The organism is Corallococcus sp. BB11-1, assembly GCF_026626625.1.
Taxonomy (GTDB): Bacteria; Myxococcota; Myxococcia; order Myxococcales; family Myxococcaceae; genus Corallococcus; species Corallococcus soli.
In genome coordinates this window covers 66,531-91,165 of sequence record NZ_JAPNJY010000042.1, presented here as the reverse complement: position 1 = coordinate 91,165, position 24,635 = coordinate 66,531, and the positions used below count along the sequence as shown (strand labels likewise).

The following is a 24,635-nucleotide window of genomic DNA, read 5'->3' as shown; positions in this document are numbered from 1 at the left end:
GCATCCCGAGTCCTCCGTCTGTCGTTGTGGCTGATGCTCCCATGGCTGGGGAGCGGCTGCGCCTCCGTCTCCGGGAGCACGCGGGGGGCAGAAGGTGAAATCACCGAGAAGGCACGGCGGCTGTGTGAGCACGGCCTGCTGTCCTGGCCTGACCTGTCCCGCTTCCCCGCGGACATGCGTCCCGAGGACTCCATCCGGGCCGAGGACCTGGCGTACCTCCAGGCCCACCCGGAGTCTCTGCCGCCCTCTCCGCGCCCGCCCCCATCCCAGCCCATGCGCTGCGAGGTCAAGGGCCCTCCCAACATCAGTGAGGGGTTCGCCACCGTGCAGGTGAAGCTCTGGCCCGGAGCGGAAGCCGACGGTCCCCCCGTGGAGTTCCCCGTGGACTTCGTGCAACCGTCGGTGGAGTGGCCGCGGGCGGGGTGGCGTCTGGCCTACTGGTTCGCGGAGGAGGGGGCGGTCTCTCCCCAGATGGCCGCCGCGCAGGTGCCCTTCTTCTCCTCCGATTCCATGACCCGGCCGAAGAAGCTGTCGGGTGAGGAAGCCGCCTATACGCGGGAGGCCATCGAGAAGCGCATCCAGGGGCAGATGGCCATCCGCTGTGTCATCACCCGCGAGGGCAACGTCATCAACTGCCACTCCCTGAAGAGCCTGCCCCTCATGACCCCGGTCGCACTCAAGGCACTCCGGGGCAGCCGCTTCGAGCCCGCGACCGTCGACGGCAAGCCCCTCTCCGTGCGGTACATGTTCCTCTTCAATCTGCACCTTCCCCGGTGACGCGCCCGGGTCCCTGAAAACAGGACGCCGGGCGGAGGCACGGTGGCCTCCGCCCGGCGTCTGGCTTCTCAGCAGGAAGCGATTACAGCGAGTTGACGAACTTCAGCAGCGCGTTGCGGTCCGCGGTGCTGAGGTTGATGAAGGCCTGCTTGGAGGCCTCGCCCTCGCCGCCGTGCCAGAGGATGGCCTCGGTCACGTTGCGCGCGCGGCCGTCGTGCAGGAAGTTCTGGCCGCCGCTGACGCCGGACGTGAGGCCGATGCCCCAGAGGGGCGCGGTGCGCCACTCGGAGCCGGACGCCTGACCCTCGGGCAGGTTGTCCGCGAGGCCCGCGCCCATGTCGTGCAGCAGCAGGTCCGTGTACGGGCGGATGGTCTGGCCGCGGAACTCCGTCATCGCGCTGTACTGGCTGGTGGTCAGCGTGGGCGCGTGGCACTTCGCGCAGCCCGCGTTGGTGAACACCGTCTCACCCTGCATCGCCTGCGCGTCGCTGTGGTCGCGGCGCGCCGGCACGCCCAGCAGGGCGACGTAGCGGGTGTGCTTGTCCAGGTCCGCGTCGCTCAGCTCCGTGCTGGTGCCCGTGCAGCCCTGCTGCGAGGAGCCGCAGTCCTGCGTCCTGAACACCGACGACGTCACGCCCATGTCGCTGTTGAACGCCTCGGCCACCTGGTGCTTCACGCGCGCCGTGCCCGCCTTCCAACCGAAGCGGCCCAGCCGCGTGACGCCCGTCTCCGGGTCCCGCACCGTCTGCATGCGGCCGGAGATGCCGTCGCCATTGGCGTCGTTCGGATCCGCCAGCCCCGCCACCTGCGACTCCGGCACCGCCTCCAGCAGGCCCATGCCGATGAGCTGCGGCGTGATGCGCGCGGAGAAGTTCGTCGGCGTCACGTTGACGAAGCTGTAGTTGGGCTTGCGCAGCTGGTACGCGGTGCCGTCCCTCAGCGTGCCGCTGGTGTTCGTCCAGCCGCTGATGCGCACGTCCGCCTCCGGCGTGCCGCTGACCGCGCGCGGCTGCAGGCGGAAGCCCAACAAGGGGTCCGCCGTCACCGTGCTGCCGTTCACCTTGCCCACCTTCACCACGTAGTTGGTGAGCGTGGTGTTGGTCGTGGAGGGCGCCAGGCCCCGGCCGTTCTGCTTGTGGCACTCGACACAGGAGGACGCGACGTAGTTGTTGCCCAGCTTGTTGATGTGCGCCGTGAAGACCGGGTTGTCCGGCTCCGAGTGCGTGCCGTCCTTGAAGTTCGTGTGGTGCAGGCGGCGGCCCTCGACGAACGGCTGCGCGTTCACCGGCGCCAGGTTCGTGGGCATCTGCAGGAAGCGGTTGTCCGGCTCGTTGGAGAACGGCGTGTGCAGCGTGCCGCGGCCGCCCGCCCAGGCCTTGTCCGGCAGCGGGAAGGAGTCGCGGGTCGCGCCCTGGCCCTCGAAGGGCACGACGCCGCCCTGGCCCACGATGTAGAGCATGGTCGTGGAGTAGTAGTTGAAGCGGCCTTCCACCGGCGCCTGGAGGAACACGCCAATCTCAATCTCCATCCGGTCACCGACGCGGATGGCGCGGCCTTCCTTGGCGTTGAAGCCCACCGACGACGTGTACTTGTAGTCGTTCACCTTCACGAAGTCCGAGTTGTGGAAGTACTCCGCCACCGTGTTCAGGCCGCGGAAGAACGCCCGGAAGTCAGGGCTGTCATACGGGTAGATGGTGTAGAGGTTGACGACGACCTGATTGCCGCCCTTGGCCACCTCATCCACGATCTCAATCCAGTGGGTGCGCTTCTCGAAGTACAGCTTCAGGTAGTGGTCGTACGCCTGGTACATGTCCTCGCGCATGTGGCGGTCGCGAACGCGGTCGCCCACGCGGGTGATGATGGCCGTGGAGGTCGTCTCCGTGGTGGCCGGCTCCAGCGCGGTGGCGCTGGTGAACAGCGGCACCACGGGGCCGGCGTCGCCATTGGGAGGAATGCCGGCGTCCACCGTGCCGCCCGCGTCCGGCGTGCCCGTGCCCGCGTCCACCGGCGGGTTGGTGCCGCCCGTGTGCGTGTAGCGCGTCCAGGTCGTGTCACGCGCACAGCCGCACGACACGTCCCAATACGTGAAGTTGTAGTCGATGACGTTTCCGGCGGTGAGGCCCGTCACCGCGTACTGGTTGCGGCCGCCCGTCACCGCCATGCGGATGTTGAGCTGCTGGCCGTTGTTCAGCTTGTAGTGGATGTCTGCCCAATCCGTCGTGTCGACGTAGAAGATGGCGGACGAACCAGAAGGGGTGACGCCAGACGTGGCGGCTTCGGAATCAACCGCCAGACAACTGGCGGCAAGGAACGCGAGCACGATGCCCGTGAGTCTGCTGCGGCTCATGGATGGGGACTCCAGTGGGGTGGAATGGAGCGTGGGACGGCGAGCGCTGCGAAGGGGACTTCGTAGCTTGTCCGAAGAAAGTCGGGATTCATTCCCGCCGCAAGGTGGGAGGCCGGAGAATTCAACTAAGGCCTGATAACTGATAAATAAGCGAAATTGATGTATTCCATGACGCGCCGTGTTGCCCTGGATTGACGCGATGGGTTGAGAGGGATTGCCGCGTTGCGGCGGAGGCGGTGTGCACGGGCGCGGACAGGGTGGGTAGACTCCGGGGCCATGCGCTTCCAGCCACCGTGGGGTGGGGCCTTCCGGCTCGACACCTTCTTCCACCGCACTCCCCAGGCGCTGCCCGAGGAGGCGATGGCGTCCATCCGCTCCGCCATCCTGGGCTCGTCGCTGCTGGGGGAGTCGAACCTGTCGGGGCAGTTCTCCGGCACGTACGGCTTTTCGCTGACGTTCCGCCGGGAGGCCCTGCCGGACGTGACGCGGCGCTTTCCAGCGTTCGCGCCGTACCTGGCGAAGACGCTGCTGGCGGAGTGCAACGCCTTCCTGCTCAACCCGCTGCTGGTGGGGCAGGGGCGTGGGGTGGCGGCGCACATCGACCGGAGCCTGGAGTTCTACGGCCCCAGCATCGGGTGCCCGGTGGCGGTGAGCGTGCTGTATGTCCAGGTTCCGAAGGAACTCCAGGGCGGGGCCCTGCGGCTGTACCACCGGGGAGGGCGGGTGGCGGAGCTGACGCCGCAGGAGCGCGCGCTGGTGATGTTCCGGGGGGACCTGATGCATGAGGTGGAGGCCATCTCCTCCGGGGCGCAGGGGCTGGCGGAGTCGCGCATCAGCCTGGTGGTGGAGCAGTACCGGGCGCCGGAGGCGGAGCTGGCGCGCGTGCCCCGGTTTGAATTGCGCACGCGTTCGGGGGTCCAGTCGTGAGCCACCTGATGCTGGAGTGGAAGCTGCCGGTGCCGCCGGAGGCGGTGTTCCCCGCGTTCGAGCAGCCCTCGCTCATCCGCCGCTGGTTCGGCGCGCCGCCGGGCTGCCACCGCACGCACGCGCCGGACCCCGGCGCCCTGGGCCAGCCCTACCGGGTGGTGCTGCGGGACGCGGCGGGGCGTGTGTTCGCGCAGGTGGGCTGCATCCTGGAGGCCGAACCGCCAAGGTCGTTGGCGCTTGAAATGGATTGGGAGGGCGGGCCGGTGCCGTCAGGCCGCACCCGGGCGGAGCTGACCTTCCAGCCCACCGACGATGGGGGCACGCGGCTCCAGGTGCGTCAGGGGCCCTTCGCGGACGACGTGGCCCGTGACGCGCACCGGGCCTACTGGGAGGCGTGCCTGGGGCGGCTCGCGCGCGTGGTGTCGGGTGAGGCGGTGCCGTGCTTCGAGGAGTTCTGGGAGGAGTCGCGCGGCTTCGCGGGGCCGCTGGGCGCGGCGGCGTACGCGGTGCTGGCGGGGCTGCGCGAGGCGGGCGCGCCCCCGGAGGCGGTGTCCCAGGTGGAGGACGTGCTCTACACGCACCTCACCCGGCTTTCGGAGGACACCGCGGAGGTGCTGGGTGCGGTGCTCCAGTCGCGGGTGGAGGGCGGCGCGAGCTGACGGTGGCTACGGAGGGCAGGGCGCCTGGCTGTCGTTGCCCAGGATGCTGAGCTCGAAGGGCGAACCGGAGTAGACGCGCTCCGCCAACTGCTGCACGCCGCAGGTGGGCAGCAGGGCGTTGTTCTCCACGGAGAAGCCCTGCTCCACCGCCACCAGCCCGTCCAGGCCCAGCATCGTCAGGCTGGGGTTGTCCGTGAGCTCGAGGAACTGGAGGAAGCGCAGCCCGTTGAGCCGGGCCAGCGTCTGGAGGTCGCGGTTGTCGCGGACCGACAGGCGCTCCATCCGCATCAGCGCCTCCAGCGCGGCGTTCTGGGACAGCGAGACGCCCTCGGCGGTGGCGAGGGCGGGGAGGTCGAACGTGCGCAGCCTCGGGTTGCGATGCACGGCGAGCCCCACGGGGAGGCTGGTGACGTGGGGGAACGTGAACGACTCCAGCAGGGCGTTCTCCGCAACGCCCAGCTCGTTCCGGGGCGCCAGCCCGCGCAGTCCTTCGAGTGAGGCGAGCTGGGGGTTGCCCCTCACCGACAGGTTCCCATCCACGGAGACCCGCGACCCGGCCGCGTCACCGAGCGCCGCCGTGGCGAGCACCGCGTTGTCGTTCAGCGCGACGTCCCCGGCGAAGCGCAGCCCGGGCAGGGCGACGTGGGTGAGCGCCGGGTTGGACGCGATGGTGAGGGCGCCCTGGACCACGGACAGCTCCGGCAGGACGAGCGCCGTCAGCGTCCCGCTGGTGACGCGCAGGTCCCCCGTCACCCGGGTGACGCCCTGGAGGGCCGCGAGGTCCGCCGCATCCGCCACCACGTAGGCGCCCTCGTGGACGCGCGCGGCCTGGCACACCGTGAGGACGACGGCGGGCTCCGTGTCGGCGTCGTGCTGGCCGTCGCCGTCGAGGTCGCCGTAGGCGTCCACCCGGGTGCCGGGCCGCCCGCAGCGTCCATCCGCCGGCTCGGGCTGGAGTTGGATGCGCAGCAAGGAGGGGGCCACCTCGCAGAAGGGGTGGGACGCCTGGACCTCCGCGCCGTCGAGCACGCCGTTGCCGTCCAGGTCCTCGCCGGCCTCCAGCACCGTCGCGGTGGAGGGGCAGAGGCTGTGGCTCGTCACGGGGCGGACGCGGGTGCGCACGGGCATGGCGTCCTGACAGGCGTGGACCTCGCGGGTGACTTCGGCGTCGTCCAGCGCGCCATTGCCGTTCACGTCGAGGCCCGCCTGCGTCACCTGTCCGCCGCCCGGACACGGGGTGCCAGGGTCGAGCTTCCGGGTCCGCACCACCACCTGCGCGGGCGTAGGTTCTTCAGAGGTGGGGGCGTTGGCGCAGGCGTACTGGGTGAGCGTGACTTCGTCGGGCCCCAGCTCGCCGTCCTCGTTGAGGTCCAGCCCCGACTGGAGGGCCTGCCCCCCGAAGGGGCACACGGCGCCCGGCGGCTCGGGGAGGACTCGCGAGCGGGCCAGGTGCTCCGGGGAGAGCACGCCGAGGTCCAGCGGCGTGCAGCCTCCCGCGACGAAGGCGAGTGCCACCCAGGTGCTCCATGTCCGCCGCATGCGTCGCATCTCCCGCGGGTCCGGCGTCGTTCGCGACGCCGCGACGATACCGGGCCCGGTCTCCTCCATACGGAGGGTGGGTGTTTTCCGGGTCGTCGGTCACGGCCCCACCCTCCGGCGATTTGACAGGTGCCGCGGTCGGCTCAGGAGGCCATCGCCTGGGGACCGGCGTGGGCGTCTTCCAGGGGGACGTGGGCCTCCGCGTCCTTGGTCTTCGCGATGCGCTCATCCAGCTCCGCGCACAGGTGTTCGAAGACCTCCTTGTTGAGCGTGCCCTTCTGGTAGGCGTCGAAGAGGGCGTCCTTCTCCACGATGAGGACGCGGCGGGCGGCCTCCTGGTGCTCCTCCTCGTGGAAGCGCGTGGACTGCTGCTTGAGCGCGGCGAGCTCCTGCTCCACCGCCGCCGCCTTCGCCTGGTAGTCGCGCTCCATGGGCTCCAGTACGTCCACGGGGATCTCGCGCGAGCGGCGCATGGCCTCCAGCGACGCGATGGCGGCGTGGATGGCGCCCAGCCGGCCCCGGGCCAGCTCGTACTTCTCCTGGTAGATGTCCTTGATGCCGGTGATGCCCAGGCGCTTGAGGATGGGCGCGACGGTGAGGCCCTGGAAGATGATGGAGAGCACCACCACGCCGAACGTCATGTTCACCAGCATCTCGCGGTGGGCGAAGTCCGCCGGAAGGCCGAGCACCAGCACCATGGACACCGCGCCCCGGAGGCCACTCCAGGTGAGCACCGCGCTCCAGCTCCACGGCAGCTTCTCCGACGTGAAGCGCAGCAGGCCGGATACGCCATAGACGACCACCGCGCGGCCCAGGAGCACCACCACGTACGCGAGCAGGATGGGCTGCCACGCCGCCAGCAGCGACGCGAGCTGCACCTCCAGGCCGATGAGCAGGAACACCACCGAGTTGAGCGCGAACGCCAGGTACTCCCAGAAGCTCTCCACCGCGACACGCGTGGTGGGGCTCATGCTCAGCCGCGCCGCCCAGTTGCCGCACAGCATGCCGGCCACCACCGTGGCGATGACGCCCGAGTAGTGGAACTGTTCGGCCACCACGAACGAGCCGTACGCGGCGATCATCGTGAGGGTGATCTCCACCATCGCGTCGTCCACGCGCTGCATCACCTGCGAGACCACGAAGCCCACCGCCGCGCCAATGACGACGCCCATGCCGGCGATCCGGATGAAGTCCCAGGTCGCTCCGCCCACGGAGAACTTCGCCCCGTTGGCCACGCCCACGACGAGCATGAACAGCACCACGGCGGTGCCGTCGTTGAGCAGGCTCTCACCCTCCACCAGGATGGCCAGCCGCTTGGGCGCGCCCAGCGCCTTGAACAGGCCCACCACCGCGATGGGGTCCGTGGACACGATGAGCGACGCGAACACCATCGCGTGGATGAGGCCGAAGCCCTCCAGGAGGTTCATCCCCTTCATCGCCGGCGACAGGATGAGCGCCGTGAGCCCCATGGACGCCACGACGCCGGGGATCGCCAGCGAGGTGATGGTCAGCTTGTTCTTCCAGAACTTGCGGAAGTCGACGTGGAAGGCCGCCTCGAACAGCAGGCCCGGCAAGATGACGGCGAACAGCAGCTCCTTCGTCAGGTGCGGCGGTTCAAAGACATGCACCACGCCCAGGCCCAGGCCCGCCAGCACCAGCGCCACCGTGTACGGAAACTTGAAATAGCGCGCCGCGATCGCCACCGCGGTCGCGATGGAGAACAGCAGCACGAAGGCTGATTCAATGTGCATGAAGCCCCAACCCGTTTGTGCTCAAAAATGGCGGAGACTACCGCGCGCCCCGGGCCGCTGAGGAGCCCCCGGGGGTGAAAAGCGAGGGGCGGCCGGGCGGGCCCAGGGGTCGTCCGCACCCTGGGAGTGAAGCGCGGCGGTGATGGCTCCCGGTGCGGCGTCCGGTGGATGGATCCGCCCGTCCCGTCCGGAGGGCTTCACGGGCTCACGCGGGCGGTGCCGGACGGTGGCCGTGCAGTGTGGGGCGCTGGACGGCCGGGCGTGGGCGGGGGGAGGGCCGGTGGGGGATGCGTTGTGACGTCCCCGTCCGAGGGCTAGAAGCCAGGGGATGATGGACCTCTTCCTGATGTCGCCCCCGGGGCGAGGCTGGGCCCTGCGTGGCCGCGCGAACTTCCGCAGCCGCGAGGCGGCTCCCGCGGACGCGCGTGGCGCGAGGCGGGAGTGGCTGACGCTGGCGCGCCACATCGAAGCGCGCGGAGGCACGGTGGTGGCGCTGCCGTCGCCCTCGGACGTGCTGACGGGCATGCCCTACGCGGCCGAGTGCGGTCAGGTGGTGGCGCGCGAAGGACGGGCGCCGCTGTTCCTGCTGCCCCGGATGATGAGCGCGCACCGCTTCGCGGAGCGCGACCACTGGGCGCCGCTGGCCCGGCGCATGGGCCTGGAGGTGGTGGAGCCGGGTGACGGCGTCTGGGAAGCGCACGGCGACGTGGCGACGTTCGACGGGGTGACGCTGCTGTTCTGGGGCGGGCGCACCACGCTGGAGGGACTGGAGGCCGCGCAGAAGCACTTCCCCGGCGAGGTGCTGCGCGTGCGGGTGCGCGAGCCCGCGTTCCACGGGAACATGGCGGTGCTGCCCCTGCCCGCGGTGGACCGGCTGCTGGTGTGTCCGGAGGTGATGGCGCCGGAGTCGGTGTCGCTGCTGGAGGCGCGCTTCGGCGCGAACCGGCTGGTGCGGGTGACGGAGGCGGACATCCGCCGCTATGCGACGAATGGGCTGCCGCTGGGCAGGGACCTGCTCGCGCCCACGGTGATGCCGGCGCACGTGGTGGACCTGTTGCAGGGGCTGGGCATGCGCGTGGTGCCCATGCCGATGCCGGAGCTGACGGAGAAGGGCGGCGGCTCCTCGCGGTGCCTGGTGTCGCGCGCGTCGGTGGACGCCGGGAGCCTCCAGCTCCCCGCCGAGTACCGGCTGGACGCGGTGGCGAAGGACATCGAAGCCGATGGCGGGTGAGCTCGCGCCGCTGGCCCGGGCGTTCTTCGCGGAGAACCCGGAGCTGTCGTTGCAGGCCCTGGGCTCCGGCGTGCACGTCCCGTCCCTGGACCTGGCCCCCGCGGGCGTGCCGGTGACGCACCTGCTGGCGGAGCACAACACGGAGCTGGCGCGGCAATACCTGACGCTTAACCAGCTGGCCTTCGGTGGCATCGGCGTGCCGCGTTGGGTGCTGTCGGATTTGTACCTGCTGCCCGGCGCCATCGGCCTGCTGCGCTGTCCCGCGCGGCTGTTGAAGGCGCCCGCGCGCGCGCGGCTGCTGCTGGCGGACGAGGAGCTGGCCATTGGCGCGGCCTGCTATGTGGCGCCGTCGCTGACGCCAGGGCTGTTCGTGGGCGTGTCGCTATTCAGCTTCCTGCCGGGCCGGGGCGCGGCGTCCTGGGTGAAGACGCTCACGCTGGGCATGGTGCGGGCGAAGCGGCTGCGCGGCGTCGCCCAGTGGGACAACCCCGCGGTGCGCGTGCACACGCGGCTGGGGCCCATGCGGCTCGTGGGGCGCGTCCCCGGCGGGCACGACTACGACGAGCGCACGTTCGTCTATGAGACGGACCTGCGCGACGAGGCCCGCGTCGCGCGGGCGATGGCGCGCGGCGAGGAGCAGGCCCCCGCCACGCGCATCCCCGTCACCGACCTGGCCGCGCTGGGCTCACTGCTGGACCGCGCGGAGGCCGGGGCGCGGCTGGAGCTGGTGCCTCCCGGCCAGGACGCGGGCCACGTGCTGGTGCGCGAGCTGCACGGTTAGGCCGGGGCCGGCGCGCCTGGGAATTCGTGGTCCTGCTCCAGGGCCTTGCGCAGGGCGGAGGCGCCGTCCTTGAGGATGGGCGCGCCGTGCGCGAAGCAGACGGTCTGGATGGGCAGGTGGTCCAGGATGCGCTGGATGCTGGAGCGGGTGCGCAGGGGCTCGTCCTGGTACTCGCCGGGGACGAACTTCGGCGTGCCCCGGCCTTCACGCGACAGCAGGTCGGAGATGAAGACGACCGCGTGCGGGTTCTTCTGCATCCAGAGCGTGTACATGGCCTCGGTGGGGCCGGGCGTCTGGAAGGTGCTGAGGCCGCCGGGCAGCGTGTTGCCGGCCACGTATTCGAAGTCGGGCTTCTCCTCCAGGCCCTGCGCGCCCTCCGGGGCCCAGACGGGAATGCCAAACGCCTTGCGCATGCGCCACGCGGAGCGCTGGTGGTTGCCCGCGGTGAGCACGATGGCTTCAAGGTTGCCCAGCTTGCGCAGGGCCTTCTCGTCGATGGGCAGCGGGTCGATGAGGGTGACGGTGCCGTCGTCGTCCACCACCGCGTACGCGTCGCTGCGAATGCCCCCGAGCCGGTCATCCTCGACCGTCCAGTGATGCACTCCCGGGACGACCTCGTCCGTCTTCTTCGCCTGGGCCTTGGGCTCGCTCATGCGGACAAGGATAGGCACCCGCGCCGGGGTGACACGGGCGTCCGCCCCGCTGCCCGCCCGCCCCTCCAGCGGGCCCCCTTCGCATCGTCCCGGCCGCACGCACCTTTGTGCTGGGCCCGGGGAGGACGTGATGCGACCGCTCGTGCTGTTCGATGGGGATTGTGGCTTCTGCAAGCGTTGGGTGGCGCGCTGGAGCGGTAACACCGACGGGCGCGTGCGCTTCGTCCGCGCCAGCGGGTGGCTGCTCAGGCTGCTGGGCATCCCCCGGCGGGAGATGGGGCGGGCCATGCAGCTCGTGGAGCCCTCGGGGCGCCGCTCGTCCGGAGCGGAGGCGGTCTTCCGGATGCTCGCCTGGTCGCCCCACCGGAGCACGCGCCTGGCCGCGCGGCTGGGGTTGCTGCCCGGCATCCGGCAGGCGGCGGGCGCGGTGTATTCGCTCATCGCGCGCAACCGGCGTCGCGCGTCGCGCCTGGACACGTGGTTGTTCAGCCGCGTGACGGAGCCCGCGGAGCACCGGTGGGTGCGCTGGGTCTTCCTGCGCCTGTTGGGCGGCACCTTCCTCATCGCCTTCACGTCGCTGGGAAGACAGGTGCTTGGGCTCTATGGGGAGAAGGGCATCCGCCCCCTCCGCGAGGTGACGCATTCGGAGCGCTGGGCCGCGCAGGGCAAGTGGCGGCGGCCGTCGGTCTTCTGGTGGGACGCCTCCGACGCGGCGCTGACGCGGGGCTGCCGCGTGGGGCAGGCGCTGTCGCTGTCGCTGCTGCTCAACGTGGCCCCGGGCCCGAGCGCGAAGGCGCTGTGGGCGCTGTACCTGTCCTATGTGTCCCTGGGGCGCGAGTTCCTGTCGTTCCAGTGGGACGTGCTGCTGCTGGAGATGGGCGCGCTGGGGGCGCTCACCGCGCCCGGGGGCCTGCGTCCCGGGCTGGGCAAGCGGGACGTGTCCGCGCTGGACGTGTTCCTCTTCCGGATGCTCGTGTTCCGGCTCTACTTCGGCTCCGGGGTGAGCAAGTTCCATTCGGGGGACCGGACGTGGCGCGAGCTGAGCGCGTGCGACGTGTACTTCGAGACCGCGCCCCTGCCCACGAAGGGCGGCTGGGCCGCGCACCAGCTCCCGCGCCCGGTGCGCCACGCGGGCACCGCGGCGGTGCTGGCGGCGGAGACGGGGGTGCCCTTCCTCGCCTTCGGGCCCCGGCGCGTGCGGCAGGTCGCCTTCGGCGCCTTCGCGGCGTTGCAGGCGGCCATCGTCGCCACGGGCAACTACGGCTTCTTCAACCTCCAATCGCTGGCGCTGGGCGTGTGGCTGCTGGACGACGCGGCCCTGCGGCGCGTGCTCCCTGAACGGCTCGGGCGGGACGCCGTGCCCGCGTCGCGGCCGTCGCTGCCGGCCACGGCGCTGTCCACCGTCGCGGCCGTGCCGTTCCTGGTGCTGGGCACCACGGAGCTGTTGCGCCGGATGGGGTGGTGGCCGCGCGGGCCGGCGCGGGTGGTGGAGGCGGTGGACTGGCTGGAGGACCGGGCGCATCCGCTGCACTCGGTGAACTCCTATGGCCTGTTCGCGGTGATGACGGTGGACCGGCCGGAGATCTCCGTGGAGGGCTCGGACGACGGCGAGCACTGGGTGGAGTACCCCTTCCGCTACAAGACCTCGGCGGTGGACCGGCCGCCGCGTCAGGTGGCGCCCCACCAGCCCCGGCTGGACTGGCAGATGTGGTTCGCGGCGCTGGGGTCGCCGCCCTCGTGGTTCCTGGCCTTGCTGGAGCGGCTGCTGGAGGGCTCGCCGGAGGTACTGGGCCTCTTCGCCTCCAATCCCTTTCCGGACCACCCACCCCGGCTGGTGCGGGCGGTGCTCCATGACTACCGGATGACGTCCCGGGAAGAGCGACAGCGCACGGGGGCCTGGTGGAAGCGGGAGCGGCGGGGGCTGTACGTGTCACCGCTGACCCTCACGCCCGCCCCGACGCGTAAGGTAGGAGGTCCGCGGCTGTCCTGGCATGTCTAGGAATGGGCGGACGGTGCGCCTGGAGCCCACACGTGGAGAGGGCCTGATGCGGTGGGCAATCCCAATCGTGACGCCGGGGCGGGGTGGGGCTGGCGGGGGATGGGGGCGGGTAGGTACGGTGTGTGAGCAACCATGGCCGCGGCTCCCCCGTCTTCGCTCATCTTTGGCAGGTACGCGGTCCTCCGCCGCCTGGCCGTTGGGGGCATGGGGGAAATCTTCCTCGCGCGACAGGTGGGCGTGAGCGGCTTCGAGCGCCCCGTCATCCTCAAGAGCCTGCTGCCGGACCTGCTGGAGCAGGAGGGCTCGGTGGAGATGTTCCTCGACGAGGCCCGGGTCGCGGCGCACCTGAACCACCCCAACGTCGTCTCGCTGTACGAGGTCGGCGCGTGGCAGGGCACGTTCTACATCGCGATGGAGTACATCGAGGGTGAGAACCTGGGCCGGCTGGCGCGAGCCGCGCAGCGGGTGGGCACGTCGCTGCCCCACCGGGTGTGCGCGCAGTTGATCCGCGACGCGGCGCTGGGCCTGGACCACGCGCACCACGCGCGGGACAGCCAGGGCGCGTCGCTGGAGCTGGTGCACCGGGACATCAGCCCGCAGAACATCATGGTGCGGCTGGACGGCGTGACGAAGGTGGTGGACTTCGGCGTGGCCAAGGCGACCATCCGCGCCAGCCGCACGCGCACCGGCGTGCTCAAGGGCAAGCTGCGCTACATGTCGCCCGAACAGGTGCGCAACGAGCCCGTCGCTGGCAGCAGCGACCAGTTCGCGCTGGGCGTGGTGCTGTGGGAGCTGTGCACGCGCCGGCCGTTCATCGACACGGACAACCCCGCGGAGGCGATGCGCAGGATTGCCCTGGCGGCGGTGCCCCGACCCTCGCAGTTCGTGGGCGGGCTGTCGCCCCTGCTGGAGCACATCATCCTGCGCATGCTCCACCGCGTGCCCTCGCAGCGCTTCGCGCGGTGTGGCGACGTGGCGAAGGCGCTCCAGGCCTACCTGGACGAGGTGCCGGAGGCGGAAGGGGAGGGCGTCTCCTCGGTGGTGACGCGGCTGGTGGGGGAGTCGGTGCTCGCGAGGCTGCGCGACGCGGCCAGCGGCGACCTGGTGCTGCCGCAGGGCCGCGAGCCCTCCAGCGTGTCGTGTCCGCGCTGCGGCCAGTCCACCAGCGCGAGCAACCGGTTCTGCCCCGCGTGCGGCAACGCGCTCACGCCGCCGGCGGGAGCGCCCGCGCCGAACCTGGCGTCGATGCCCGTGCTGCGCGAGCCGCCCATGCACCTGGGGGATGACGCCCCCGAGGCGCCCACCGCCAAGGCCCCCGCGGCCCGGCGGGAGGGCGACGGCGCTGGGCACGAGCCGCCCACCGACCCGACGATGGAGGTGCCCGCGCCGCTGGCGGCCGCGCTGTCCGCGACGCCGCCTGCCCTGGAGGAGGACGACGACTCCCCTCCGGCCCTGGGCGACGACGCGCCGGGCCCCACGGTGAAGATGCGCGCGCTGGATGCGCAGGCCTTGATGCGCAGGCTCACGTTGCTGACGGTGGCGGCGGATGGGCCGGACGCGCTGCGCCTGCGCGAGATGGTGCTGGCGCTGTCGGCGCGCCATCAGGTGGAGGCGGTGGCGCTGGCGGAGGCGCGCTGGTGTCTGCCCTTCGGCCTGCCGCAGCCGCGCGAGGATGACGCGACCCGGGCGCTGCGCTGCGCGGAGGACCTGGGGCTCGCCGGGGGGACGGTGCGGCGGGGGCTGGAGTCCGGCGTGGTGCGCGTGAGCTCCAGCGTGGACGCGGCGGGCGCCCGGCTGTCGGGGATGGGGCTGGAGCGGGCGCTCGCGCTGATGGACGCGGCGGCGGCGGGAGAGCTGCTCGTGGGCGCCTCGGTGCGGGCGCTGCTGGTGGAGGCGGGCGGGGTGCGCTTCGGCGCGGCGCGCGAGCTGCCGGGCGGCACGGCGTGGCGGGTGGAGGTGGGGCCTCCGGCGGTGCGCGGCGAGCCGCTGGTGGGGCGCGACGAGGCGCTGGCGGAAGCGCGCGCGGTGGTGGACTCGGCGCGAAGGGGCGAGGGCGGGGCGCGGCTCTTCGTGGGGCCCACGGGCGTGGGCCGCAGCCGCTTCCTGGAGGCGGTGGCGGAGCTGGCCGCGAGCGCCTCTCCGCTCCGGGTGGTGCATGCGTGGGGAGGCGACCCCCGGTCCTCCGGCGCGCTGGGGTTGTTGCGCACGGTGTTCGTCGCGCTGTCCCAGGCCGCGCCGGACGCGGACGTGCCGGGCCCGCCGCTGTCGGGGCTGGGGCTCTCCGAGCCGGAGGCGCAGGCGCTCTGGCGGCGGCTCGCGCGGGGCGCTCCGGTGGGCGGCCACCTGGCGGCGGGGGACGGGGCGGTGGTGGAGGCGCTGCGGCGCGCGGCGCACCCGTCCGGCCTGCTGCTGCTGGTGGACGACGTGCATCGCGTGGACGGTGCGTCGCTGGAGCTGCTGGCCAGCGTGTTGGCGGCGAAGGACGCGCGCGTGGCGCTGGTGGGCACGGGCGACGTGGCCTCGGTGCCCACGGCGCTGGCGTCGCTGCCGGTGACGGTGCTGGAGGGGCTGTCCTCCGCGGAGCTGAACGCGCTGCTGACCGCGAGCCTGGGGACGTCCCTGTCGCCGTCCCTGGAGCGCGCGGTGGGGGACCGGGTGCGAGGCAACCCCGCGCATGCGCTGGCCCTGGTGCGGCTGCTCGTCGCGGTGGGCGTGTTGCAGCGCACGGAGGAGGGGTTCCAGGCCAATGGGCCGCTGTCCGCCGCGTCCCTGCCGCAGGACCTGGGCCAGGCGCTGGGCGCGCGGTTGGAGCTGCTGCCCTCCGCGTCGCTGCGCTTCCTGCAGCGCGCGGCGGTGGAGGGCTCCCTCTTCTGCGCGGAGCTGGTGCGGGCCTCGCTGCCGGGCACGGAGGGCGCGGAGGTGCTCGAGGATGCCGAGTGGGTGGTGCCCGTGCCCCGGCAGCCCGGCATCTTCCGCTTCACGCGCGAGGAGGCGCGGCAGGTGCTGCGTGAGCGCCTCTCGCCCCCGCAGCTGCGCAACGCGCACGCGGAGCTGGCGGAGACGCTGGAGCGCGACGCGTTCGCCCAGGAGCCCGCCCGCGAGGTGCGGGTGGCGGACCACCTGCTGGGGGCGGACGCGCCCGGTGCGCAGGCCGCGTGCGAGCGGGCGGGGGACTGGTTCGCGGCGCGGGGCGAGTGGCGCGCGGCGGTGGAGTTCTACCGCTGGGCGCTGGGGCGCGCGCCCGGGGCGACGGCGACGGTGGTGCGCTGGCAGTTGGGCGTGCTCGCGAGCGCGGCGCGGTGCCTCACGCAGGTGGAGCCCGCGGCCGTGGACGGGCTGGTGACGCCGTGGTTGGACCGCATCTCGGTGATGCAGACGCCCGTCGCGTGGGCGGAGGCCGCGCGGCGGCTGGCCGTCGCGGAGCTGAAGCTGGGGCGCGTGGCGGACGCAGAGGTGCGCCTGAGCATGCTGCATGGGCCGGCGAGCGCGGACCTGGAGGTCGATGCCCTGGTGCTGGGCGACCTGGCGCGGGTGCACGAGGCCAAGGGCGAGACGACCGCCGCGGTGGCCCTGCTGGCGCGGGCCTTCCAGCGCATGGGGAGCCGGGCCGCGCGCTCCCCGGACTTCTACTGGGAGCACTACCTGCTGCTGGGCAGGTTGCAGCAGCGGCTGGGGCAGTTGGACCGGGCCCGGGTGGCCTTCACGCGCGCGGCGGACCAGGCGCGGTCGGTGGCCAGCGCTGTGGGGCAGGCGCGGGCCCTGTCGCAGCTCGCGGGCCTGCGGGTGCTCGCGGGGGAGCCGGCGCAGGCGCTGGCGGAGCTGGAGCGCGCGCTGGCCCTGGCCGACCAGGGAGGCGACGCCCAGGAGGTGGCGCGCATCCACTTCAACGCGGGGCGGCTCCTGGTGGCGGGAGGCCGGGTGTCCGAAGCGCGCGAGCGGCTGGAGCAGGCCCGGGAGCGTGCCCGGGTGGCGGGCTGGCGGGAGGGGGAGACCCTGGCCGCGCAGGTGCTGGGGACGATGGAAGGCCGGGCCCCGCGCCGCTGAAGTGCGAAAAAGATGTCAGCAGGCATGCAGGCGTGTGGACTTCGACGGGGAGGGGCGTGGTTTTCGCGCCCGTCGCGCGGTGGGCCGGTAGACTCCGGGGCCTCCCCTCTCCTCCGCATGCCTTCGTGAATACGTTGCGCTTCTCCTCCCGTCCCCTGTTGGGTCTCTTCGCGCTGGGCTTGCTCGGTGCATGTGGGCCGTCGCCGACGACCATCACCGTGGATCCACCCACGCTGCGCTACCTGCGCACGCAGGGGCAGAACCTGCCGTTGAGCTACACGGTGCTGGATGCGGACGGGCGCAAGATGATGGATGCGCGGCTGCGCTGGACCAGCTCCGCGCCGGAGGTGGCCTCCGTGCGCGAGGACGGCACGGTGGTGGCGCGCAAGTCCGGCAAGACCATCATCGGCGTGCAGGGAGGACGGGCGAAGGCGGCGCTGCCGCTGGACCTGACCATCCTCGCCTCACTGGAGGTGCGCGCGCCGGGCGCGGACTTCGTGGAGGTGGGGCGCACCATCAAGGTGCGCGTGGTGGCGCGCAACGAGCTGGGCCACGTCATCCCCGACGCCGAGCCCGCCTTCCGCTCCAACAATGAGGCGGTGGCGCGCGTGGAGAACGGGGAGCTCATCGCCGCGACGGCGGGCGTGGCCACCGTCACGGCGACGTTGGGGCACCTGAGCCGGGCCATCGCCGTGCAGGTGGTGCCGCCGGACTTCGTGCGGCTGGGGCTGAACCTCACGTCGCACACGTTCAAGAAGAAGGGCCAGTCGGTGCAGGTCCAGGCGCGCGCGTACAACCGCAGCGGCGCGGTGCTGGAGCGCGTGCCGCTGGAGTGGTTCAGCTCCAATTCGGCCGTGGTGACGGTGTCGTCCGAGGGCCGGGTGACGGCCGTGGGCACGGGCCGCGCGGTGGTGTCGGTGGTGGCCGGCCGTCGCCGCACCGCCGCGGACTTCATCGTCGAGTAGGCCTGTTCCGCTGCGTGGGTGTCCCGCCCTCCTGAAGCGGCGGGAGCAGGCCGCTACTTCTTCTTCGCGGGCGGCGCGGGCTTCGGCGCGGAGGGCTTGGGCGCCGTGTTCTTGCGGCCCTTCTTCGGAGGCTCGTCCTCGGGGCAGGGCGGGCGGGGCCCGTCGACGGGCGGCTGGATGGTGAACTCGACGCGGCGGTTGAGGGCCATGCCCTCCTCCGAGGCGTTGTCGGCCACGGGCTTGCTGCGCCCGAAGCCCTGCGAGCACACGCGCTCCACGGCGACACCGCTCTCGATGAGGAAGCGCTTCACGCTGGCGGCGCGGCGCTTGGACAGCTCCAGGTTGTAGCTGTCGCTGGCGCGCGAGTCGGTGTGGCCCTCGATGAGGATGCGGTCGAGCTTCGGGTTCACCTCCATCACCCGCGCCACCTCCTCCAGCACGGGGAAGGACTCGGAGAGGATGACGTCCTGGTCGGTGGCGAAGTTCACCTGCTCCAGGATGACGATCTTGTTGCCCACGGTGCGCGCGAGCGGACAGCCGTCCCTGCCGCGCTTGCCGGCCGGAACGTCCGGGCACTTGTCGAGTCGGTCCACCACGCCGTCGCTGTCGCCGTCGGAGTCCGGGCAGCCGCCGTTCTCCACCGGGCCCGCCACGGTGGGGCAGCGGTCCTTCTCGCCAATGACGAAGTCACCGTCCGGGTCGACGGGCGGCGGGGGCGGCTCGGGCGGCTCCTTGAAGCGCTCGATGGCCTCCCACTCGCGCGTCTTGGCGGGCACCCAGATGATGGACGTGAAGAAGCTCAGGTTGGGGGACGCCAGCGAACAGCCGCAGCCCAGGCCGCCGCCGAAGGTGAAGGTGATGCCGGTGGAGCTGTACCAGCGCAGGCCGATGAGCAGCTCCGCCGGAATCTGTCGGGGCTGGTCGGGTTCCTTCTCCAGGCCCACCGCGCCGTTCACCATGCCGAGCAGGGTGACGCCGCTGCCGCGCAGCAGGGGCACCTCCGTGCCCACGCCGAAGGGCGCCATGTCGCCCATGTTCACGCCGCTGAAGATGCGGTCCGGCCGCTTCCAGAAGCCGCCGTTGAGGGCCAGGAGGATGCCGGACTCGAAGCGGTAGTCGAGCACGAGCCCCGGCGCCCAGGTGAGCTCCCCGTCACCGGCGAAGGCTTCCTGCACGCCGGTGGGGAAGCTGACGTTGAGGGTGAGCGCGCTGCCCCAGCCGTGGCCTTCCGCGGAGCGGCGCAGGCCGGGGAGGGCCACCTTGCCGGTGAGGCGCAGGTCGCCGAGCGCGAAGCTCTCCACCGGGCCCTCGCTGCCGATGACCTCCAGGTTCTGGCCGCCCTGGAGCATGACGAGCGGCATGTCCACGCCCACTTCGGCCCAGTCGAAGAGGCCGACGGTGGCCATGACGTCCAACTGGAGCCGGTTGCCCACGAGGCTGATGGAGCCCAGGTCTCCGTCCTTGGGGACGAGGGAGAGCGGGTTGAGCGAGTAGCTGAAGTAGGGGCCGGCGGAGACGGACAGGTGGGACAGGGGCCGGGACTGGGTGACCATCACCAGGTCCTGCGGCGCGCCGGACGGACGGAAGAGCTGGAGGTTGAAGCGCGCATCCGGCGCGGCGCTGGCGGCGGTGGACAGCGACAGGGCCAGCAGCAGCGGGACGAGCGGCGTGCGGGAAGGCTTCATCGGACGCGGCGGGCGGAGCGCAGGAAGAGGAAGCCCAGGGCGAGGGTGACGAGGATGGCGGTGCTGCCGGTGGGCGTGTCCTCGGCGGTGGTGCCGCAGCAGAAGGCGCCGCCCTGCGGTTCGGTGCCGGGCTTGCGGCGGCCGCGTTCGCACTGGAGGGTCTCGGCCGAGCAGAACTCGACGCCCAGGCAGTCGCCGCTGTCGGCGCAGGACTCGCTGCAGGTGCTGGAGGCGAGGTCGCAGGTGCCGCCGCAGGGGCAGTGGGCGTCGGCGAAGCACTCGACGCACGCGGCGCCGTCGCACACGAGGCCCTCTCCGCACGTCACGGCGCAGGCGCCGGTGTTGGAGCAGGTGCGTGTGGTGGGGTCGCAGGTGCCGCTGCCGCAGTCGGAGTCGTTGACGCAGCCCACGCAGACGCTGTTCTGCACGGAGCCGTCGGTGAGGCAGAACGGGGTGGCGTCACCGCAGGAATCGCAGCGGTTGCCGCAGCGCTCGTCGGTGGTGCACGCGCTGCATTCGCCGCTCAGGCAGAACTGGCCGTCGCCGCATTCGAGGTCGGTGCGGCACTGCACGCAGACCTCGCCGTCGAGGCAGAAGGGGCGCTCGCCGGGGCACTTCGAGCAGCCGGGGCCGCAGCGGTCGGCGGTGTTGCATTCCGGGACGGCGTCGACGCAGGCGCCGTTGACGGTGTCGCAGCGCTGGCCGTTGGAGCACTGGCTGTCGGTGGTGCATTCGATGCAGGAGGGCGGGGCGCCCGGGGTGGGCGCGGCGCACTGGGTGCCATTGGGGCAGCAGTTGCAGGAGTTGCCGGCGCAGGCGTCGTTGGTGTTGCAGGGCACGCAGGCGTTGTCGGAGCAGGTCTCGCCCCGGTCGCAGTCGCTGTCCTGGTTGCACTCGACGCACGAATTCGAGGTGGGGTCGCAGACCTGCCCGTTGGCGCAGTTCTCGTCGCCGGTGCACTGGACGCAGGTGAAGTTGGGCTCGTCGCAGACCTGGCCGGAGCCGCACTGGGCATCGTTGACGCAGCCCTTGCAGGAGTTGTCGGTCAGGTCGCAGCGGCCAGTGGGGCAGTCCGCGTTGTCGTTGCATCCGCGGCAGAAGTTGTCGGTCGGGTCACAGCGTCCGTTGGGGCACTGGGAGTCCTCCGTGCACTGGACGCAGGTCGTCTGGCCGTTGAGGTTCGCGCAGTAGGGCGTGGACTGGCCGCACGGCGAGCAGCTCGCGCCGCAGAAGAGGGCGGAGTCACAGGGTGCGCAGAGCGCGGCGGAGTTGCAGTAGTAGTACGGACCGCAGGTGCTGTTGTTCTGTGCGTTCGCGTCGTTGCGGTTGCACTGCTGGCACTGGTCCAGGTCCGCCGGGTAGGACGGGCGCCCGTTCTCCGACTGGTAGAACTGGGTGGGCTGGACCAGGGAGAAGCCAGAACTGGAGAGTGTGACGACAGGTGGCTGGTTCGCGGGTCGATCAAAATCCGTGAACGTCCCGTCCAAGACGGCGAACTCCAGGGCCGCGTGCTCCACGATCTGCACGTAGAGCAGTTCGACCGGATAGAGCCCTGACTGGGTGAAGGTCACGGCGTTGGTCGTGCGCCGTGTCGCGGCCCCCAGTTGCGGCGGGCGGATGATGACGTTGTAGCGCGCATTGGTCCGGTCGAAGATGACCAGGCTGATGGCGTCGTCGGCGTAGAAGCCGAAATGCAGGACGCGCCCGACCATGTCCGGCGTGACGTTCAGGTAGCCACGAAACCGCGAGACGAAGGACGTGTCGGGGTTGTTGTAGTGGAAGCCGCAGCCTCCAATAGGGCAGCCCGTGACCACGTTCACATAGTCGCCGTAGCTGAGCGTGCGACCGTCATTCAGGTTGTTCGACAGGTCGAACGCTGAGCGCAGCACGGAGGTCTGCCGCGTCGCGCGGTTCTCCTCCATGTATGTGTTCAGATCGCCCGTGTAGTTCGTCTGGCTCTGCGGAAACTCACTCGCGGCCCGCGTCCACACGTTGGACGCCATGCAGAGCCCCGTGCCGACCTCGCTGTTCGGGGACGGGGCGACCGGTGCTCCGGTCACCACCACATCCGGCAGCTTCTGGGCCACGGCAGGCGCGCTCGCGAGACACACAGCGAGCAGGGACAGCGCGGCGTACGCGCGGATGGGGAGGGGGGAGGTTCGCACGTCGGCGGGCAGCCTTTCAGATTTGGTTGACGTTCTCAACTTCCTTTCCCACGTCACACATCCCCGCGCTCGGATGCGACCTCCAGGGTCCTCCGCTCCTCGGACGACGTTCGTCCGGGGCCAAATCACATTCAGCCCGTACAGCAGGCAAAACTGGAAATCGTCAGGGCAACGAACGGGTCACGCGCGCCGGCACGCGACATCGCCGTCCTGCGAGCGGATGAAGGCCGCGGCCAGCTCCCCGCCCAGGGCCGCGCACAGCACCTCGAAGGTCCGTCGCCGCGCGCCACCAAAGAAGGCCGGCTGCCGGGTGAGCGTCTCCGGGTGACGCACGAAGACGTTGTACCCGAGGATGCACCCGTCCGCGCGCAGCACGGTGATGCCGTCGGTGGCCATCATGCCCCGCAGCAGCTGCGCGCTCGCGCGCACCGCGGACGCGGCGCTGCCGTCCGGCGTCGCGTGGTGCCGGTCCAGCAGCGCCACCACGTCCATGGGCCGGGGCAACAGGATGCCATCCACGAAGAGCGCCGAACCCGCGCGCTCCCGGGGCAGCACCGCCACCAACGTGCCGTGTGAGGACTGCATCACCTCGAACAGGACGCGCCGGAAGAAGCCCCTGGCGTGCTCGCGGCTGGAGGGCAGGACCTGCTCGGTCACCGCGCTCGCCAGCGCGTCCAGCACCACCGAGGGTGGCTCCAGGTCGATGCGCGCGCCGGACAGGTACACGTGCCGGACCAGCCCACCGCCCGCGCGCAGCTCGATGATGTTGTCCGCCAACTGCAACACGCCCACCACGCGCACGCCCCGGTCCGGCGCGTGCCGCAGGCGCTCCAGGGGCGTCTCCGCCAGGGGAAACGGATCCGTCCGGAAGATGCCGTAGGTCAGACCCTCCGGCACGCGCAGCAGGTACAGCGCCCACCAGCGCCCCTGACCCAGCGGCGCGCACTGCTTGAGGGCCCGCTGGATGGTGGCGCGGTTGCGCGGCCCCGAACCGATGGGGATGGGGTCGTGCCCGCCGAGCAGCTCCAGCATCGCGCCCAGGTCGTCGCCCAGGAACGCGGTGGGGAACAGCAGCGCGCCCTCTTCCCGGTAGCGCGACAGCGTCACCAGCAGCTCGCTGAGCGCATCCGCCGTCATCGGACAGGTCATGTCCGCCTCGTCGAGGAACGCCCCGACGGACTCGGTCAGCAGGTGGCGGAACGACAGGATGAGGGGAGAACCCGCCTCCGGGCCCGGACCGGTCATGGCGGCGCCAGCATGACGCATCGGCGGCGGTGTGGCACGCGTTCTTCCCTCGGCCCGGAAGGCCAGGGGGTGTCCGGAAGCGGCCGCCTACCGGGTCGCCGTCCTCGCCGCCTCCAGCGTGGCCGCGGTGCGCAGCCACCCGTCGGCCTGGGCGTCCAGGTGGGGCAGCAGGTCCGCGAAGAAGCGCGTCTCCAGCGCCTGCGCCAGCGTGGCCCCGTGGGCATCCGCCCACTTGCGCGTCACCGTCGCGCGCACCTGCGCCCCCAGCAGGTCCACGAAGCGCTCCAGCAGCGGCGTGGACAACAGCGTCCCCGCCCACACCACCGCGTCGTGTCCCAGGCCGCCGGTGGCCACCGTCACCGCCGCCGCCGCCCCTGATGGCACCGAGTAGACCAGCGTGGTGAGCGTCTGGAGCATCTCCTCGCGCATGCCACCCTGCAGCTCGCGGCCCACCAGCTCGCGGCAGAAGTCATACAGCGTCGCCCGGTCCGCGGCGTGCGCGTGCAGCGCGCCCAGCTCCAGCGGCGCGTCCAGCCGGCCGAGCATCGCGGGCCCGAAGGCCTCCGCCAGCTTCTGCTTCGTGCCTGCGTCCCCGCGCCACGCGGCCACCTCCGGCGCGAAGGCGTCCACCAGGCGCCGCAGCCCGTCCTTCAGCGAGTCGTCCACCGCCTGCGTGGGCAGCGCTTCGTGCGGCCGGGGGCCGGTGAAGGACTCGCGCACCTTGCGGGTCACGAACGTGAGCGCCGTGGCCAGCCCCCGGAAGGGCAGCCGCACCATCCGGTGGAAGGTGCTGCGCGCATCCAGCTCATCGCGGAACGCGTCCACGAGCACGTCCGCGGGCACGGCCTTCAACGCGGCCTGGGCGCCAAGGCCCCGCAGGTCGTGCCGCAGCCGTTGCCGCAGCCGCTCCGGCTCGCGCGCCGCGCGCGTGGCCGCGCTGGCCACCGCCTCCAGCTCCGCCCGCGCATCCGACAGCGAGGCCTCCAGCGCCTGTGCCTTCAGCTCGCGCGAGTGCTCCGCCTGTCCCAGCAGCGCGGCGAGCGCGGGCCGTCCGTCCAGCGGCTCGGTGGCGAGCGGCTTCAGCCCCGCCTCCACGTCCGGCTGGTGCGGCGCCAGGTAGCGCGCGAGCGGCGGGTGGCCCACGTCCTGGGCCAGCTTGTCCAGGTGTCCCCGCGCCACGTCCTCGCGCGTGGCCTCGTTGTAGACGAGCAGGTATGGCCGCCCGTGGCCCACCGCCGCGCGCAGGAAGTCCACCAGCGCCGCGTTCTGATACGTCTGCCGACTCACCACGAACACCAGCACGTCCACGGTGACGAGCAGCGCCTCGGCCCGCTCGCGGTTGTCGCGGTACACGCTGTCGAAGTCCGGCGTGTCCATCACCAGCAGCCCGCGCGGCACCGCGTCCGCCAGCACCAGGTACAGCCTGCCCGCGGGCCCCGGCGCGTCCACCGGCGCCACCGTGCCCTCCTCCACCGGGACGATGTCGTAGCGCTGCGTGAGCACGTCCTTCAGCTCGCCCGTCCACGTCTCCGGGTGCGCGGCGGCCAGACACTGCTTGGTCAGCCCGCCCTCCGGACGCGCGGGGGACAGGGCGGACTTCGCCAGCGCGTTGAAGAGCGTGGACTTGCCGACGTTGTTGGGCCCCGCGATGGCCACGAGCAGCAGCGGCACGTCCCCGGTGCCGGAGCCCAGGCGGGGCAGCAGGTCGCGGCGCAGGCGTTCGGCCAGCCTGCGGGCCAGGTCGGCGTCGGTGCCTTCCGAGAACAGCTCGGAGGCGGGCAGGGCATCCAGGGCGGATGCGAGGGCGGTGCGCAGGGCGCGAGGGTCCTTCATGGACATAGGGCCCTCACAAGACAGCACGCGCGCG

General features: G+C 71.9%; 16 protein-coding genes. 8 read left to right on the top strand and 8 right to left on the bottom strand.

Annotated features, from left to right (window positions below; translation table 11 throughout):
• Positions 1–33 precede the first annotated feature (33 nt).
• Positions 34–777: an energy transducer TonB gene (locus tag OV207_RS36065; protein WP_267559635.1), complete on the top strand. Its 744-nt coding sequence runs from the start codon at positions 34–36 to the stop codon at positions 775–777.
• 82 nt (positions 778–859) lie between these two features.
• Here OV207_RS36065 and OV207_RS36060 read toward each other — a convergent pair whose 3' ends face one another.
• Entirely contained in the window at positions 860–3,124 is a 2,265-nt protein-coding gene (locus tag OV207_RS36060; protein WP_267559634.1) for a di-heme oxidoredictase family protein, read from the bottom strand.
• Between the two features lie 276 nt (positions 3,125–3,400).
• Here OV207_RS36060 and OV207_RS36055 point away from each other — a divergent pair, with 276 nt between their 5' ends.
• A complete protein-coding gene (locus OV207_RS36055) occupies positions 3,401–4,051 on the top strand; it encodes a 2OG-Fe(II) oxygenase (RefSeq protein ID WP_193349641.1) in 651 nt (216 codons plus the stop codon).
• Positions 4,048–4,710 carry an SRPBCC family protein gene (locus OV207_RS36050; protein ID WP_193349640.1) on the top strand — a complete coding sequence of 221 codons (663 nt, stop codon included), beginning with the start codon at positions 4,048–4,050 and terminating at the stop codon, positions 4,708–4,710. Before OV207_RS36055 ends, OV207_RS36050 begins: the two co-directional genes overlap by 4 nt.
• Before the next feature lie 6 nt (positions 4,711–4,716).
• On the opposite strand, the gene OV207_RS36045 is transcribed toward OV207_RS36050, so the two are convergent.
• Entirely contained in the window at positions 4,717–6,249 is a 1,533-nt protein-coding gene (locus OV207_RS36045) for a DUF7151 family protein (protein WP_267559633.1), read from the bottom strand.
• 143 nt (positions 6,250–6,392) lie between these two features.
• On the bottom strand, positions 6,393–8,000 hold the full coding sequence (locus OV207_RS36040) for a Na+/H+ antiporter (RefSeq protein ID WP_193349638.1): 1,608 nt from the start codon (positions 7,998–8,000) through the stop codon (positions 6,393–6,395).
• A gap of 328 nt (positions 8,001–8,328) precedes the next feature.
• Here OV207_RS36040 and OV207_RS36035 point away from each other — a divergent pair, with 328 nt between their 5' ends.
• Positions 8,329–9,231 (top strand): dimethylarginine dimethylaminohydrolase family protein, encoded by a 903-nt coding sequence (locus tag OV207_RS36035; RefSeq protein WP_227027423.1) that lies wholly within the window; start codon positions 8,329–8,331, stop codon positions 9,229–9,231.
• Entirely contained in the window at positions 9,221–10,012 is a 792-nt protein-coding gene (locus OV207_RS36030; RefSeq protein ID WP_267559632.1) for a hypothetical protein, read from the top strand. The genes OV207_RS36035 and OV207_RS36030 overlap by 11 nt, the downstream gene beginning before the upstream one ends.
• On the opposite strand, the gene OV207_RS36025 is transcribed toward OV207_RS36030, so the two are convergent.
• A complete protein-coding gene (locus tag OV207_RS36025; protein WP_267559631.1) occupies positions 10,009–10,665 on the bottom strand; it encodes an MBL fold metallo-hydrolase in 657 nt (218 codons plus the stop codon). The two genes, OV207_RS36030 and OV207_RS36025, sit on opposite strands and share 4 nt — an antisense overlap.
• A gap of 130 nt (positions 10,666–10,795) precedes the next feature.
• Here OV207_RS36025 and OV207_RS36020 point away from each other — a divergent pair, with 130 nt between their 5' ends.
• From OV207_RS36020 to OV207_RS36010, 3 genes are all read left to right on the top strand, one after another.
• Positions 10,796–12,664 (top strand): lipase maturation factor family protein, encoded by a 1,869-nt coding sequence (locus OV207_RS36020; protein WP_267559630.1) that lies wholly within the window; start codon positions 10,796–10,798, stop codon positions 12,662–12,664.
• 132 nt (positions 12,665–12,796) lie between these two features.
• Positions 12,797–16,708 (top strand): protein kinase domain-containing protein, encoded by a 3,912-nt coding sequence (locus tag OV207_RS36015; RefSeq protein ID WP_267559629.1) that lies wholly within the window; start codon positions 12,797–12,799, stop codon positions 16,706–16,708.
• Between the two features lie 125 nt (positions 16,709–16,833).
• Entirely contained in the window at positions 16,834–17,673 is an 840-nt protein-coding gene (locus tag OV207_RS36010; RefSeq protein WP_267559628.1) for an Ig-like domain-containing protein, read from the top strand.
• Positions 17,674–17,726: 53 nt separating this feature from the next.
• On the opposite strand, the gene traB is transcribed toward OV207_RS36010, so the two are convergent.
• From traB to OV207_RS35990, 4 genes are all read right to left on the bottom strand, one after another.
• The gene (traB, locus tag OV207_RS36005; protein WP_193349633.1) at positions 17,727–19,358 is read right to left on the bottom strand and encodes an outer membrane exchange protein TraB; all 1,632 of its coding nucleotides are present in this window, start codon (positions 19,356–19,358) and stop codon (positions 17,727–17,729) included.
• Entirely contained in the window at positions 19,355–21,523 is a 2,169-nt protein-coding gene (traA, locus tag OV207_RS36000; RefSeq protein WP_267559627.1) for an outer membrane exchange protein TraA family protein, read from the bottom strand. The genes traB and traA overlap by 4 nt, the downstream gene beginning before the upstream one ends.
• Positions 21,524–21,703: 180 nt before the next feature.
• Positions 21,704–22,768: a hypothetical protein gene (locus OV207_RS35995; RefSeq protein WP_193349632.1), complete on the bottom strand. Its 1,065-nt coding sequence runs from the start codon at positions 22,766–22,768 to the stop codon at positions 21,704–21,706.
• An 87-nt stretch (positions 22,769–22,855) separates the two neighbouring features.
• Positions 22,856–24,601: a GTPase gene (locus tag OV207_RS35990; protein ID WP_267559626.1), complete on the bottom strand. Its 1,746-nt coding sequence runs from the start codon at positions 24,599–24,601 to the stop codon at positions 22,856–22,858.
• Between the last annotated feature and the right edge of the window lie 34 nt (positions 24,602–24,635).

Bases quoted from the DNA above. Each gene is read 5' to 3' on its own strand.
- OV207_RS36065 (WP_267559635.1), top strand. From the start codon at position 34: ATGCTCCCATGGCTGGGGAGCGGCTGCGCCTCCGTCTCCGGGAGCACG.
- OV207_RS36060 (WP_267559634.1), bottom strand. From the start codon at position 3,124: ATGAGCCGCAGCAGACTCACGGGCATCGTGCTCGCGTTCCTTGCCGCC.
- OV207_RS36055 (WP_193349641.1), top strand. From the start codon at position 3,401: ATGCGCTTCCAGCCACCGTGGGGTGGGGCCTTCCGGCTCGACACCTTC.
- OV207_RS36045 (WP_267559633.1), bottom strand. From the start codon at position 6,249: ATGCGGCGGACATGGAGCACCTGGGTGGCACTCGCCTTCGTCGCGGGA.
- OV207_RS36040 (WP_193349638.1), bottom strand. From the start codon at position 8,000: ATGCACATTGAATCAGCCTTCGTGCTGCTGTTCTCCATCGCGACCGCG.
- OV207_RS36035 (WP_227027423.1), top strand. From the start codon at position 8,329: ATGATGGACCTCTTCCTGATGTCGCCCCCGGGGCGAGGCTGGGCCCTG.
- OV207_RS36030 (WP_267559632.1), top strand. From the start codon at position 9,221: ATGGCGGGTGAGCTCGCGCCGCTGGCCCGGGCGTTCTTCGCGGAGAAC.
- OV207_RS36025 (WP_267559631.1), bottom strand. From the start codon at position 10,665: ATGAGCGAGCCCAAGGCCCAGGCGAAGAAGACGGACGAGGTCGTCCCG.
- OV207_RS36020 (WP_267559630.1), top strand. From the start codon at position 10,796: ATGCGACCGCTCGTGCTGTTCGATGGGGATTGTGGCTTCTGCAAGCGT.
- OV207_RS36015 (WP_267559629.1), top strand. From the start codon at position 12,797: ATGGCCGCGGCTCCCCCGTCTTCGCTCATCTTTGGCAGGTACGCGGTC.
- traB (WP_193349633.1), bottom strand. From the start codon at position 19,358: ATGAAGCCTTCCCGCACGCCGCTCGTCCCGCTGCTGCTGGCCCTGTCG.
- OV207_RS35995 (WP_193349632.1), bottom strand. From the start codon at position 22,768: ATGACCGGTCCGGGCCCGGAGGCGGGTTCTCCCCTCATCCTGTCGTTC.
- OV207_RS35990 (WP_267559626.1), bottom strand. From the start codon at position 24,601: ATGAAGGACCCTCGCGCCCTGCGCACCGCCCTCGCATCCGCCCTGGAT.